Raw genomic sequence first — 13396 nt, forward strand, 5'->3', positions numbered from 1 at the left:
TAGGGTATGGAAAGCGCCATGACATCCGCAGAAACCACCGCGCCCACGCCGACCGGTGAGGTGTGGCCGGGCAGGGCCTATCCGCTGGGCGCGACGTACGACGGCGCGGGCACCAACTTCGCGGTGTTCAGCGAGGTGGCCGAGCGGGTGGAGCTGTGCCTGTTCGACGCCGACGGGACGGAGACCCGGGTCGCGTTGCCCGAGGTCGACGGGTTCGTCTGGCACGCCTACATCCCCGGCATCGAACCCGGCCAGCGCTACGGCTACCGGGTGCACGGCCCGTACGAGCCGGCGAACGGCCTGCGGTGCAACCCGACCAAGCTGCTGGTGGACCCGTACTCGAAGGCCATCGACGGCAGCTTCGAGTGGAACCAGTCGCTGTTCAGCTACAACTTCGGCGACCCCGACAGCCGCAACGACGACGACTCCGCCCCCAGCATGCCCAAGTCGGTGGTGATCAGCCCCTACTTCGACTGGGGCAACGACCGGCCGCCGGACCACCAGTACGCCGACACCGTCGTCTACGAGGCGCACGTCAAGGGCCTGACCCAGACCCACCCCGACATCCCCGAACAGCTGCGCGGCACGTACTCGGCCGTGGCGCACCCGGTGATCATCGAGCACCTCAAGAGCCTCGGCGTCACCGCCATCGAGCTGATGCCGGTGCACCACTTCGCCAACGACTCGACCCTGGTGGACAAGGGCCTCTCGAATTACTGGGGCTACAACACGATCGGGTTCTTCGCGCCCGACTTCAAGTACTCCAGCGCGACCTCCCCGGGCGGGCAGGTGCAGGAGTTCAAGGCGATGGTCCGGGCCCTGCACGAGGCCGGCATCGAGGTGATCCTCGACGTCGTCTACAACCACACGGCGGAGGGCAACCACCTGGGCCCGACGCTGTCGATGCGGGGGATCGACAACGCGGCCTACTACCGGCTGGTCGACGACGACAAGCGCTACTACATGGACTACACCGGCACGGGCAACAGCCTCAACGTCGGGCATCCGCACGCCCTGCAGCTGATCATGGACTCGTTGCGCTACTGGGTGCTCGACATGCACGTCGACGGCTTCCGCTTCGACCTGGCCGCCACGCTGGCCCGCGAGTTCTACGACGTCGACCGGCTGGCGACGTTTTTCGAACTGGTGCAACAGGATCCGACGATCAGCCAGGTCAAGCTGATCGCCGAACCGTGGGACGTCGGCCCGGGCGGCTACCAGGTGGGCAACTTCCCGCCGCAGTGGACGGAGTGGAACGGCAAGTACCGGGACACCGTCCGCGACTTCTGGCGCGGCGAGCCGGCCACCCTCGACGAGTTCGCCTACCGGTTGTCGGGATCGGCCGACCTCTACGAGCACACGGCGCGCCGCCCGGTGGCGTCGATCAACTTCGTCATCGCGCACGACGGTTTCACGCTGCGGGACCTGGTGTCCTACAACGAAAAACACAACGAGGCCAACGGCGAGGACAACAACGACGGCGAGAGCCACAACCGGTCCTGGAACTGCGGCGCGGAGGGGCCGACCGACGACCCGGACGTCAACGCGCTGCGGGCCCGCCAGCAGCGCAACTTCCTCACCACGCTGCTGCTCTCCCAGGGCGTGCCGATGATCTGCCACGGCGACGAGCTCGGCCGCACCCAGGAGGGCAACAACAACGGCTACTGCCAGGACAACGAGATCACCTGGATCGACTGGGCAAATGCGGACACCGGGCTGCTGGAGTTCACCCGCGCCGTGTCGGCGCTGCGCGCGAACCATCCGGTGTTCCGGCGGCGCCGGTTCTTTTCCGGCAAGCCGCTGGGCCGCCGCGGCCAGGACGGGCTGCCCGACATCGCCTGGTTCACCCCCGAGGGCGCCGAGATGACCGAGGAGGACTGGGGCGCGGGCTTCGCGAAGTCGGTCGCGGTGTTCCTCAACGGGCACGGCATCCCCGACCGGGACGCACGGGGGCAGCGGGTCCTCGACGACTCGTTCCTGTTGTGCTTCAACGCCCACCACGAGCCGATCGAGTTCACGCTGCCGCCAAAGGAATTCGGCGCCTCCTGGCAGCTCGTGGTCTTCACCGGGCCCGACGAGGAGACGCCGGCGGAGGAGGTGCCGGGGGGAGGCGAGCTCACCGTGGACGCGCACACCGCGGTGGTGCTGCGGGCCCCCGACGCCGGCTGAGCGGCCCTGGCGGTCGCCCGGCGACGCATCGGTGACCTTTCGCCCCGGGACTGATTACCTTGTGCCCCAGACATCGGTGACCCGTCCGCTCACAATGTCGGTTGTGCGGCCGCGGGAGAGGAAAAGGCAGCCGATGGACCGGCCGGGGTCCGACGCGTGCCTGAATGACGTGGCCTGGTGCCGACGGGGAGCCGAGCTGGCGGTGTTCGCCCTCGCCGCCGCGACGTGGGTGGGGTGGGCGACCGGTGCCGACCGGCTGACCCGGGTCGATCCGAGCTGGCCGCAGATGATGCCGTGGACCGCGTGGTGGCTGGCGGCGCTCGGTGCGGCCATCCTGGCGCAGTCGGGTGAGCCGTCGCGGCGCGGCGTCTGGGCGGGGCGCGGGTTCGCCCTGATGGTGGGTGCCCTCGCCGGCATAACCCTGACGGAATACGCGACGGGCGGGCCGTCGTCGGGCCTGGACCAGCTGTGGTTCGGCGACGCGGTGCGCGCCTCGCAACAGAGCTGGCCGGGGCGCCCGAGCCCACAGACGGCGGCATCGACCCTGTTCCTCGCGGCCGCCGCCGCCCTGATCCGAGTGGATCGGCGCACCCGCGTGATCTCGCCGGCATTGATGGCGGCCGGCGCCGCCATCCCGTTCGTCACGGTCGGGGCCTACCTGTTCAACGCGCTGGCGCTGGTGGGCTACTCGCCTTCGACCGGCCAGGCGCTCATGACGGCCTGCGCTCTATTACTGCTCGCCGCCGCGACGTCGCTGGCGCGCCCCGACCGGTTCCCGGTCGCCTGGCTGCTCGCCCGGCCCGATCGGACGTCGCTGCTGAGGTTGATGGGGATCCTCGCCGCCTTTCCGGTCGTCGTCGCGCTGTCGCGGCCGATCTTCCTGGGGCTCGGGCTGGGCGAGCACGCCGAGTGGACCTTTTCCGTCCTGCTGGGGACCCTCGTCGTCGGGGCGGTCACGTTCTACCTGAGCCAGCGTGCGCAGAAACTGCTGATCGAAAAGGAGCTGGTCAGCAAGGAACGCGCTGACGCCGAGATGCGCTACCGCATCCTCGCGGAAAACGCGGTCGACATCATCGTGCACATTCGCGACGGCGAGGTCGCCTGGATCTCGCCCTCCGTTCAGGCCGCGCTGGGCCGGCCACCGCACGTTTGGCGTGGCTCGGACTTCGACCGCCACATCCATCCGCGGGACCGCGAGACGGTGCTCGCCGCGCTGCGGCGGGTCGCGGCCGGCGAAGCGGTCCTGCAACGGTTCCGCGTCCGCTCCGACGACGGGAACTATCACTGGGTCGAGGGCCACGGAAAACCGTACGTCGACGCCGAGGGCAACACCGACGGTCTGATTGCCGCGGTGCGTATCGTCGACGACCAGGTCGAGGCGGAGCAGCGACTCGAACGGCTGGCGCGGTTCGACACCCTGACCGGCCTGGTGAACCGCGCCGAGGCGATGAGCCGGCTCGCCTGCGCGCTGGAGCAGACGCAACCGGCCGGAACGTATGTCGGCGTGTTGTTCTGCGACGTCGACCATTTCAAGGACATCAACGACACCTGGGGACACGGCATCGGCGACTTCGTGCTCGCGACCCTGGCGGCACGGATCCGGGGGAGCGTTCGCCGCGGGGACACCGTCGGGCGGACGGGTGGTGACGAGCTCCTCGTCCTGCTGCCGGGCGTGCGCAGCGTCGACGAGCTCGGCCAGATCGCTGAGAAGATTCGCTGCCACGCCGCCGCGCCCATCCACGTCTCCGGCAAGACGTTGGCTGCGACCCTGAGCATCGGCGCCACGCTTGCCCTTCCCGGCGACTCCGAGGACACGATCACGGCCCGCGCGGACGCGGCCATGTACCGGGCCAAGTTGGGGGACCGGAACACCGTCGTGGCCAACTAACCAGCCGAGGTCTCGCCCTGCGACGGGCGACATCCGGTAGGTTTTTGCCGACGGCAGCTCGTTACAAGAGAGGGCAAATATGTCAAGGACAGTGGTGGTGGGTGCCTCGAGCGGACTCGGTCGCTGCATCGGTGTCGGCCTCGCCCGGCGGGGCGACCACGTCGCGCTGTTGGCGCGGCGCCGCGAGCGCATCGAGGCCGCCGCGCAGGAGGCGGGACCGGGCGCTCTCGCCATCGAATGCGACGTCACCGACGAGGCCTCGTGCCGGTCGGCCATGGCTGCCGTTGCCGACGCGCTCGGCGGCATCGACAACCTGGTGTACACGCCGGCCATCGGCCCGCTGGTCCGCCTGGTCGACACCGACGCCGAAACCTGGCGGCGCGTCTTCGACACGAACGTGATCGGCGCCGCGCTGGTCACCGCGGCGGCGATGCCGCACCTGACCGAGTCGGCGGGCAAGGTGGTCTACCTGGCCTCCGATGCCGGTACCTTCGGGCCGCCCTGGCCGGGGCTCGGCGCGTACGGCGTCAGCAAGGCGGCCCTCGAACGATTGGTGGAAGCCTGGCGGGCCGAACACCCGGACGTCGGCTTCACCAACCTGATCGTGGGCGAATGCGCGGGCGGCGAGGGCGACAGCCAAACGGGGATGAACATCGGCTGGGACATGGACCTCGCCATGCAGGCCGTCCCGTTGTGGGCCTCCCGTGGCTGCATGCCCGGCAAGCTGATGCCGGTCGAGGACCTCGTCGACGTGGTCCACACCATCCTGCGCACCAACGCGTCGACGTCGATGCCGGTCGTGGTCGCCAGGGGCGCGCCCGCCGCCCCCGCGGCGTTCGCCGACTCCGCCGCCCAGTCCTAGCTCAGCCCAGCCCCACCCGCTCCCGGACCAGGTCGGTCAGGAAGCGGCCGGCCGACGCGGGCCGGAAGGCGCGCGCGGCGTCGGTGAGCGCGTCGCGGGAATCCGCGGGCAGCTCGATGTCCGCGGCGGCGACGTTGAACTCGAGCTGCTCGACGCTGGACGCGCCGGGGATGGCGACGACGCCCGGCAGGTGGATCAGCCAGGCCAGCGCCACCTGCGCGGGCTTGGCGCCGACCGTGGTCGCGACGTCGCGCAGCGTCCGCAGCAGCGGCTCGATGCGGCGCAGGTTCTCGGTGCCGAACAACGGGTTCACCGCGCGCACGCCCCCGGGGCGGTTGTCCAGGCCGTATTTGCCGCCCAGCAGCCCCTGGGCCAGCGGGCTGTAGGCGATCACGACGCGATTCTCGCGCTCGGCGAAGGGCACTAGGTCCTCGAGCGCGCCGGCGTGGGCGAGCGAGAAATGCACCTGGTTGCTGATGACCGGCCGCCCCAGCGCCGCGTCGGCCTTGCGCCAGCGGGCCAGCGAGTAGTTCGAGACGCCGGCCGCCCCGATCTTCCCGTCGTCGAGCAACTCGCGCATTCCCGGCATGATCACCGAGTCCGGCACCACGGGGTTGGGCTGGTGGATCTGGTAGAGCGGGATGCGGTCCAGGCCCAGCCGGCGCGCGCTGGCGCGCTCGCGCTGCTTGACCACCGCCGGGAAGGGGGCGACCGGGAACACCTTGCTGGCGACCGCGACCTCGGCGCGCTCGTCGCCGAGCGCCTCGCCGAGGATCCGCTCGCTCTTGCCCAGGCCGTACACCTCGGCGGTGTCGAACAGCGTGACACCCAGGGCGCGGGCCCGGCGCACGATGTCGTGCGCGGCGCCGGCGGCGTAGCCCTCCCCGTAGCCCCACTCCCGCGACCCGAACTGCCAGGTGCCCAGGCCGATTCGGCTGACCCGCCCGACCCCGTCGACGTCCAGATATTTCATGCGGCCCACCCTACTGGGGCGCCTCAGCCGGGGATCTTGTCGAGCACGAAGTTGGCGATGCTCACGGCCGTGGCCCGGGGGCGGTCGGCGTCGGTGCTGCCGCTATAGGACACGTACAGGTCGACGACGACGTTGGCCTTGGCCGCGATCGCGCGGGCGGAGCGCACCTGCAGCCCCTTGGGGGTCAGGCCCAACGTGGTGATGCCGTTGCCGGCGTCGGCGGGGGCGCTCACCGCGAACGGGATGGCCCCGGCCTCGGGGATGGTCACGCTCACGGTCGTTCCGCCGCACTGGCGCCACCCGTCCAGCAGCTTCTGCAGTTGCGATTGGGCCGCGGGCGCATCGCGGAACGCGGCCGCGGCATCGATCACCTGGACCGACTTCAGCAGGCTGCGGGTGTCGGAGAATTCCGCCGCGTGGTACCCGAACAGGGCGTCGACGCTGTAGGCGTCCGGGGTCCCCGGGGCGATGGCCCCCCAGCACTCCGGACGGTCGATGGTGCCCTCCCGATCGGAGCGGGCCGGATGGTCCCACGTCTGGCCGGCGTCGAGGTTCTGGTCATCGGCGATCGTCTTCAGGTCGCCGACGCTGGGCAATAACGCGGCCACGGCGCCCGGCGCGACGGTGGGACCCGGCGGCAGCGCGGCGGTGCTGGCCGGCGCCGCCGTCCGCGTCGGGGTGGACCGAAACGCGGCCAGGGTCGCCCACCCGAGCAGCGCGAGGACCGCGAGCGTGACGAACGCATACGACAGCGCCACCCCCGCCACCGCGCGGTTTCGGCCGGGCTCGCCGGTGCGGCGAATCCGCGCCAGCGCCAGGTGTCCCAGGATCGCGCCGACGGGCGGGGACAGGAACGCGAACACCAGCGACTGCGTCGCTTGCGCGTTGACGGGCGGGCGGTGCGGCGGCGGCGGTGCCGCGGGGACCGGTGGCGGCACGACCGGCGGCTCCGCCGGCGGCACGCGGCCGAGCGGATCGTAACTGAACGGGCCATACCCGAGCGGATCCTGCGGATGCACGCGGCGGCCTCCTCCTTCGCCTGCGACCCTGCCGCGAATGTAGTCGTTTCCGGCCGCAACTGAAAGGAAACGAAAACGGCGGTTCCTGCGCGTCGATGTTTGACCAATTCGGCATCGGGTACGTGCGCGACGTGGGTTTTCTTGTCGGGTCGTGGCCGGAAAAATGGCACCGCAGCCGGGTATTTCGAGTTCTGAGCCTGGGCGGCTACGTCGCCTTCGACTTACCCAGGCTGGTAACGGGTTTGGGTGCCGCGCTGCTCGCCGGGATCGCCGCCGTGCACGGCTACCTGCTGTACGTGGTGGCCGACCAGGGCGCGCTGCCCGCGGCCTTCGTCGGGTACGCCGCCGCGGTCATCGCGGCGTGCCTGGCGGCGGCCGCCGCCATGGCATATGGCAGGAAACCCGCTGTGGCACAAGCGGGTTGGTATTTCGGCAGCCTGCTTTCGTGCGCTATTCTCGGCATCGACGTCGCCACCCGGATCGCCGGCGTACCGGGCATGCCCGCCGTCACCGGACACTGGGACGTCGCTCCGGCGACCTTTGCGCTCGCCTTCGCGGGCGCCTTCGTCGGGTTGCACGGATCGGTGCTGCTGGGCATCAATGTCGCCTATCCGCGACAGCGGCACTGGGAGGACTGAGCGGGCGGCGCGCCTTCAGCCGCGCTGCTTCCGGGGAGAACACCGCTTCGCGGTGGGCGGTTCGTCGGCGAAGTTCGGCGTGGCGAGGCGGAACCGCTCGATCACATGCGACAGCGTGCACAGTTCGTCCCGCAACGCGTGAAATCGCCGCTCGTCCGCCTCATCGAGGTGGCCCAGCGAGCTGTAGTGCGTCAGCCGGCGCAGCCGCCCGGCCAACACGGTGCCCCACCTGATGCTGAAGTCGTACCGCTGGCCTTCGCTGATCGCCTGTTCGTCGTCCCTTTTGGCAAGCTCCCTGAGGGCGGTGATCTGTTGGGTGATCAGTTCGACGTCGTGGTCGATGTCGACCGCTCGGGTGCGATGTCGTGTTGCGCTCATCGATTCCTCCTCTGCCCCACCGACGCCTCACAGCCGTGGCTTGGCGACGCCGACCACGTACGGCGTGCCGGCCAACGTGAGGTAGACGCGGTGCGGCCCGATGGCCATGCCCGAGAGGCCGGCCGACCGGGCGGGGCCGTCGGGCAGGCCGGACCGGTAGTCGATGGTGCGGATCACCGGGACCTTGTGGTCGGGAAAGCCGGTGAAGCTCGACGTCTCGAGCACCACCACCTCGTGGTCGGTGGCGGCGTAGATCCGGGTGTCATCGGTGCCGAGTTCGCGGATGGGCGAGGGCAGTTTTGCGCTCGCCAACACCTCCATCCCGTGGCCGCCGCGGCGCGAGTCGACGGCATACAGCGTGTCGCTGTCGTGGCCGGCCACATAGGCGCGGGTTACTGCGGTGCCGTCGCCGGCCGACACCGCGACATCCATGTCCAGCGCGGCGCGTTGCCGGGGCGGCGATGAAAAGCCTTTGTAATAGCGGATTCCCGACGCGCCGTAGAGGTGGTAGTCGATGCCTCGCCCGCGGTTGGCTCCGTCGATGCTGTCCGCGGCGTCGGCGATCCGCGCGGTCGGCAGCTGGCGGAAACCGTACTGGTCCACCGGGGTCACCGCCGTGCCGTCCGCCGAGAGGGCGAGCAACACGCGCATCCCGGCGTCTTCGGACAGGTATGCCGGGGCCGGGCCGGCGCCGAAATCGTTGACCTGGCGCAGGCTTTCGAGGTCGACGGAGGCGACCCTGCCGCGCTCGGGTTGCGGAACGAAGACCAGCCGGTCATTCTTCTGACTGATCTGCAGGTTGCGCCCCACCGCCATGGGCGCGGACAACCGCGTCTTCGCATCGCCGGGGCGCGAGCCGGCGGTGACTTCGGCGAGCCGGTGATCGTCGGTGATCGCGACGAGCGCGTGCGTGCGATACGACCACACCGGCTCATGCAGCGCCGCGCCCACCGACCACACCGCCACCGCGGGCGCGCTCTCTAGCGTCGATCCGGGCGTCGCGCAGCCGGCCGCCGCGGTGACGGCCGCGCCAATCATCAGCAGACGCCGCAGCCGTGGCCCCATCGTTCACCGTCCTTTCGCCCGGATACTTGGGGGACTACCCCAACGCCGGCCGATCACACGTGTTTTCCCTGCTGTGAGCGCTGCGGGCCGCAGCCCGTTTGGTCGCCGAATAGCCCGGGTAGCCGCTAAGGAGCGCGCGACAGCCCGCGCGCTGCACCAGAACCCAATGGCTTAAATGGGAGGGACATCATGGCTCAGTCCGCCATCAAGTCGCCCACCGATGTGGTCGACTTCCTCGTCAACCAGCACGAGCAGATCAAATCCATGTTCGCCGACACGCTGGCGGCCACCGGAAAGGAACGGGAGAAGGCCTTCGTCGAACTTCGGCGGATGCTCGCCGTGCACGAGACGGCCGAGGAGGAGATCGTTCACCCGCGCGCCAAGCGGAAGCTGGGCGACGGCGCCGCGGTGGTCGACAAGCGGTTGGCCGAAGAGCACGAGGCCAAGACGGTGTTGCAGAAGCTGGAGAAGCTCGACGTCGACAGCGAGGAGTTCACCCGGCACCTGACGGAGCTCCGCGATGCCGTCATCGACCACGCCGAGCACGAGGAATCCGACGAGTTCGCCAAGCTGGGGCAGGAATTGAGCGACGACGAGCTGCGGAGGATGGGCCGGGCCGCCAAGCTCGCCGAGGCGATCGCGCCCACCCGCCCGCACGCCGGCGTCGAGTCACCGCTGGCCAACCTGACCGCCGGGCCCTTCGCGGCGATGCTCGACCGGGCGCGCGACGCCATCATGGGGAAGGGCTGACACGGCGTTTTCGCGCCGACCCGCAGGGGTATGCCCGGGGACATGACGTCCCCGGGCTACGCCCGTTCCCGGGTCGGGAGGCGGGCCTGAATCGTGGCGACCAGCAAGCTCAGCGCCGCGCGCTATGTGCCGGATGACCGGGGGCTCGAGGCGCTGCGGGACGCGGCCGCCGGGTGCCACGGCTGCCCCCTGTACGCCGACGCCACCCAAACGGTTTTCGGCCACGGGCACCGGGGGGCGCCGCTCATGCTGGTGGGCGAGCAGCCGGGGGACCAGGAGGACCGCGCCGGCCTGCCGTTCGTCGGGCCCGCGGGCCGGTTGCTGGCGCGGGCGCTCGATGACGCCGGCATCGACCCGGCGCTGACCTTTCAGACCAACGCGGTCAAGCATTTCAAGTTCACCCGCAAGGGCGGCAAGCGGCGGATACACCAGAAGCCGAGCCGCACCGAGGTGGTCGCGTGCCGGCCGTGGCTGATCGCCGAGATCGAGGCGGTGCGCCCGCGGGTGATCGTCTGCCTCGGCGCGACCGCCGCGCAATCGCTTCTCGGAGCGGCGTTTCGGGTGTCCACTCAGCGCGGTGAGGCGATCGGATTGCCCGGCACCCTCGACGTCCGGCTGGAGCCGGAGCCGATCGTGTTCGCGACCGTGCACCCGTCGTCGGTGCTGCGCGATCGCAGCGATGCCCACGACGAGGCCTACAAGTCATTCGTCGACGACCTGCGTAGCGCCCGGGCCGCCTGCGCGCAGTGAGCCGGGCGCCCGGATCGTTTGCGCCAAAACCTGTGCGACATGCATCGGCCGACGGTCGTCGGCCAGGCTGCGGATCTGGGTGCGGCAGCTGAATCCGTCGGCCAGCACCAGCGTGTCGTCATCGGCCTCGCGCAGCGCCGGCATCAGCTTGTCCTCGGCGCACGCCACCGACACGTCGTAGTGACCCTTCTCGAAGCCGAAATTCCCTGCCAAACCGCAACATCCGGCGTCGAGCAGCTCCGTTTCCACGCCCGCGTCGGCGAGCAGTTGGCGTTCGTGGGTGTAGCCCAGTATCGCGTGCTGATGGCAGTGCTGCTGGACGACGGCTTGGGTGGCATCACCGCCGCTGAGCGGGGCGGGCTTCCAGTCCGGCGCCTTGGCCGCCAGCAGTTCGCCGAGGGTGTAGGTCTGGTCGGCCAACCGGTGTGCGTCCTCGTCCCCGTAGAGCAGTTCCGGCAGGTCGGATCGGAACACGGCGGCGCAGCTGGGTTCCAGCACCACGACCGGCGTGCTGGTCCGCAGCGCCGGACTCAGCGCCGAAAGGGTGCGCCGCAGAACGCGTTTGGCGACGCGGAGTTGCCCGGTCGAGATCCAGGTCAGCCCGCAGCACAGGGTGCGGCGGGGCACCTCGACCTCGAAGCCGGCCGCCTCAAGAACGGCGACGGCGGCCTTGCCGACCTCGGGTTCGAAGTTGTTGACGAAGGAGTCCGGCCACAGCACCACCCGCCCCCGCCGCGGCGCGGTGGCGGCCGCGGGCCGCTGCCGGAACCACGCGGTGAACCTCTCGTCGGCGAAGCGCGGCAGCTCGCGCTGCGCGGCGATGCCCCCGACCTTCTTGAGCAGCGTCGACGAGCCGGGCGCGTGCGCGACGGCGTTGAGCGTGCGCGGCGCCACCGCGGCCAGGCGGGCCCACAACGGGATCCAGCCCATCGAGTAGTGCGCCATCGGCCGCAGGCGCCCCCGATAGTGGTGGAACAGGAACTCGGCCTTATAGGTGGCCATGTCCACGTTGACCGGGCAGTCGCTGCGGCAGCCCTTGCACGCCAGGCACAGATCCAGCGCGTCGCGGACCGCGGTGGAGCGCCAGCCGTCGGTGATGACGTCACCCTGCACCATCTCGAACAGCAGCCGCGCGCGCCCGCGGGTGGAGTGCTCCTCTTCCTGGGTGGCCCGGTAACTCGGGCACATCACGCCCGATTCCTCGCCGCGGCACTTCCCGACGCCGACGCAGCGATCAGCCGCGCGGGAGAAACGGTGCTCGTCGTGGGGGTAGGCGAACATGGTCGCGGGCTGGGCCGGGCGGTAATTCGCCCCCTCTCGCAGGTTCTCGTCCAATTTGTAGGGGTGCACCACCTTGCCCGGGTTCATCCGGTTGCGCGGGTCCAGGAGCGCCTTGGTCCGCTCGAACGCCCCGACGACGCGGTCGCCGAACATGATCGGAAGCAGCTCACCGCGGGACTGGCCGTCGCCGTGCTCGCCGGACAGCGAGCCGCCGTACTTCACCACCAGCCGCGCCGAATCCTCCGCGAACGCACGGTATTTCGCGACCCCTTCGGCGGTCCACAACACGAACGGGATGCGGGTGTGCACGCAGCCCTGACCGAAATGCCCGTACAGCGAGGCGCTTCCGTAGTCGTAACGGTCGAGCAGGTCGCGGAAATCGCGCAGGTAGTCGCCCAGCCGGTCCGGGGGTACCGCCGCGTCCTCCCACCCCTCGTGGGTTTCGGGCCCGTCGGGCGGATACGCGGTGGCGCCCAGCCCGGCCTCCCGGGCGGCCCATACTTCCTTCTTTCGCTTCGGGTCGTCCAGCACGGTGGTGTCGGTGCAGCGCTGCTGCACCGCGTCGATCATCGACTTGGCCTTGCGGTCCGCCTCGTCCTGGTCGTCACCGTCGAATTGCACCATCAGCCAGGCTTTTCCGTCGGGCAGCTGGCGCAGGGCCTTTTCGGCGAGCCGGCGCGAGTGCTCCAGCTCCACCAGGCGGTGATCCAGGCCCTCCAGCGCGGCCGGATCGTGCTCCAGCACGGCGGGCACGGCGTCGGCCGCGGCGAAGACGTCGTCGAAGCCCAGGACCGCCAGCGCGCTGGCCGGCGGCACCCGCACCAGCGCCAGCTCCGCGCGCAGCACCGTGACGAGGGTGCTCTCGGAGCCGACCAGCGCCTTGGCGACGTGAAAGCCGTTGTCTCCCAACAGCGAGTCCAGGTTGTAGCCGGACACCCGGCGGGGGATCTTCGGGTAGGACGACCGGATATCGTCGGCGTAGGTGTCGGCCAGGTCCTTCAATCCGCGGTAGATCTCGGCCCGCCGGCCGCCCTGACCCACGATCCGGGCGAACTCGTCGTCGTCGGTGGGGCCCACCCACATGCGCAGGCCGTCGTACGTCAGCACCTCCAGCCGGCGCACCGAATCGACCATCTTGCCGTACGCCTGGGCGCTGGATCCGCAGGAGTTGTTCCCGATCATGCCGCCGATCGTGCAGCTGACGTGGGTCGACGGCTTGGGACCCACCATCCAGCCCGCCGCGTGCAGGTGATCGTTGAGCGCGTCGAGCTTGATCCCCGGCTGCACCACGGCGACGCCGTTGTCGACGTCGACGGACTCCACCCGGGTGCAGTACTTGCTCCAGTCGATGACGACCGCGGCGTTGCAGCACTGCCCCGCGAGGCTGGTGCCCCCGCCGCGCGACAGGACCGGCACGTCGTGGCCGCGGCAGACGTCGATCGCCGCGGCCGCGGCCTCCGGGGTGCGCGGCACGACCACCCCGATGGGCACCTGCCGGTAGTTGGAGGCGTCGGTCGAGTAGGTCGCGCGGGAGCCGGGATCGAATCGAATCTCGCCGTCGACGCGGGCACGCAGGTCGGCCGCCAGCGCCTCGAACAACGTCGGTGTTCGACTTCCGGTCAT

The 13396-nt window shown here is 70.3% G+C and carries 11 protein-coding genes; 6 read left to right on the top strand and 5 right to left on the bottom strand.

Translation table 11 applies throughout. The features are described from left to right. Nucleotides 1–18: 18 nt before the first annotated feature. The 3 genes from glgX (at nucleotide 19) to A5673_RS17090 (ending at nucleotide 4919) form a co-directional block, all read left to right on the top strand. A complete protein-coding gene (glgX, locus tag A5673_RS17080; protein WP_068234819.1) occupies nucleotides 19–2169 on the top strand; it encodes a glycogen debranching protein GlgX in 2151 nt (716 codons plus the stop codon). Between the two features lie 133 nt (nucleotides 2170–2302). Continuing rightward, nucleotides 2303–4057, top strand: a complete 1755-nt coding sequence (locus A5673_RS17085) for a GGDEF domain-containing protein (protein WP_156748317.1) — start codon at nucleotides 2303–2305, stop codon at nucleotides 4055–4057. Nucleotides 4058–4148: 91 nt separating this feature from the next. Continuing rightward, the gene (locus A5673_RS17090; protein WP_082958792.1) at nucleotides 4149–4919 is read left to right on the top strand and encodes an SDR family oxidoreductase; all 771 of its coding nucleotides are present in this window, start codon (nucleotides 4149–4151) and stop codon (nucleotides 4917–4919) included. A 1-nt stretch (nucleotide 4920) separates the two neighbouring features. On the opposite strand, the gene A5673_RS17095 is transcribed toward A5673_RS17090, so the two are convergent. Both A5673_RS17095 and A5673_RS17100 read right to left on the bottom strand, forming a co-directional pair. Further along, nucleotides 4921–5892, bottom strand: a complete 972-nt coding sequence (locus tag A5673_RS17095; RefSeq protein ID WP_068234821.1) for an aldo/keto reductase — start codon at nucleotides 5890–5892, stop codon at nucleotides 4921–4923. A gap of 23 nt (nucleotides 5893–5915) precedes the next feature. Next, nucleotides 5916–6911, bottom strand: a complete 996-nt coding sequence (locus tag A5673_RS17100; protein ID WP_068234715.1) for a sensor domain-containing protein — start codon at nucleotides 6909–6911, stop codon at nucleotides 5916–5918. Nucleotides 6912–7006: 95 nt separating this feature from the next. Between A5673_RS17100 and A5673_RS17105 the strand changes: the two genes are divergently transcribed. Continuing rightward, the gene (locus A5673_RS17105; protein WP_231971120.1) at nucleotides 7007–7549 is read left to right on the top strand and encodes an oxidoreductase; all 543 of its coding nucleotides are present in this window, start codon (nucleotides 7007–7009) and stop codon (nucleotides 7547–7549) included. Nucleotides 7550–7564: 15 nt separating this feature from the next. Here A5673_RS17105 and A5673_RS17110 read toward each other — a convergent pair whose 3' ends face one another. Together A5673_RS17110 and A5673_RS17115 are read right to left on the bottom strand one after the other, a co-directional pair. Continuing rightward, entirely contained in the window at nucleotides 7565–7927 is a 363-nt protein-coding gene (locus A5673_RS17110; RefSeq protein ID WP_068234719.1) for a hypothetical protein, read from the bottom strand. 27 nt (nucleotides 7928–7954) lie between these two features. Beyond that, complete coding sequence (locus A5673_RS17115; RefSeq protein WP_068234721.1) at nucleotides 7955–8992, bottom strand: hypothetical protein; 1038 nt, start codon at nucleotides 8990–8992, stop codon at nucleotides 7955–7957. Between the two features lie 189 nt (nucleotides 8993–9181). Between A5673_RS17115 and A5673_RS17120 the strand changes: the two genes are divergently transcribed. Further along, entirely contained in the window at nucleotides 9182–9742 is a 561-nt protein-coding gene (locus A5673_RS17120) for a hemerythrin domain-containing protein (protein ID WP_068234723.1), read from the top strand. 90 nt (nucleotides 9743–9832) lie between these two features. Beyond that, a complete protein-coding gene (locus A5673_RS17125) occupies nucleotides 9833–10492 on the top strand; it encodes a UdgX family uracil-DNA binding protein (RefSeq protein WP_068234728.1) in 660 nt (219 codons plus the stop codon). Here A5673_RS17125 and A5673_RS17130 read toward each other — a convergent pair. Continuing rightward, on the bottom strand, nucleotides 10445–13396 hold the full coding sequence (locus A5673_RS17130) for an FAD-binding and (Fe-S)-binding domain-containing protein (RefSeq protein WP_068234731.1): 2952 nt from the start codon (nucleotides 13394–13396) through the stop codon (nucleotides 10445–10447). The two genes, A5673_RS17125 and A5673_RS17130, sit on opposite strands and share 48 nt — an antisense overlap.

The sequence above is a fragment of the Mycobacterium sp. E3198 genome (assembly GCF_001667015.1).
Taxonomy (GTDB): Bacteria; Actinomycetota; Actinomycetes; order Mycobacteriales; family Mycobacteriaceae; genus Mycobacterium.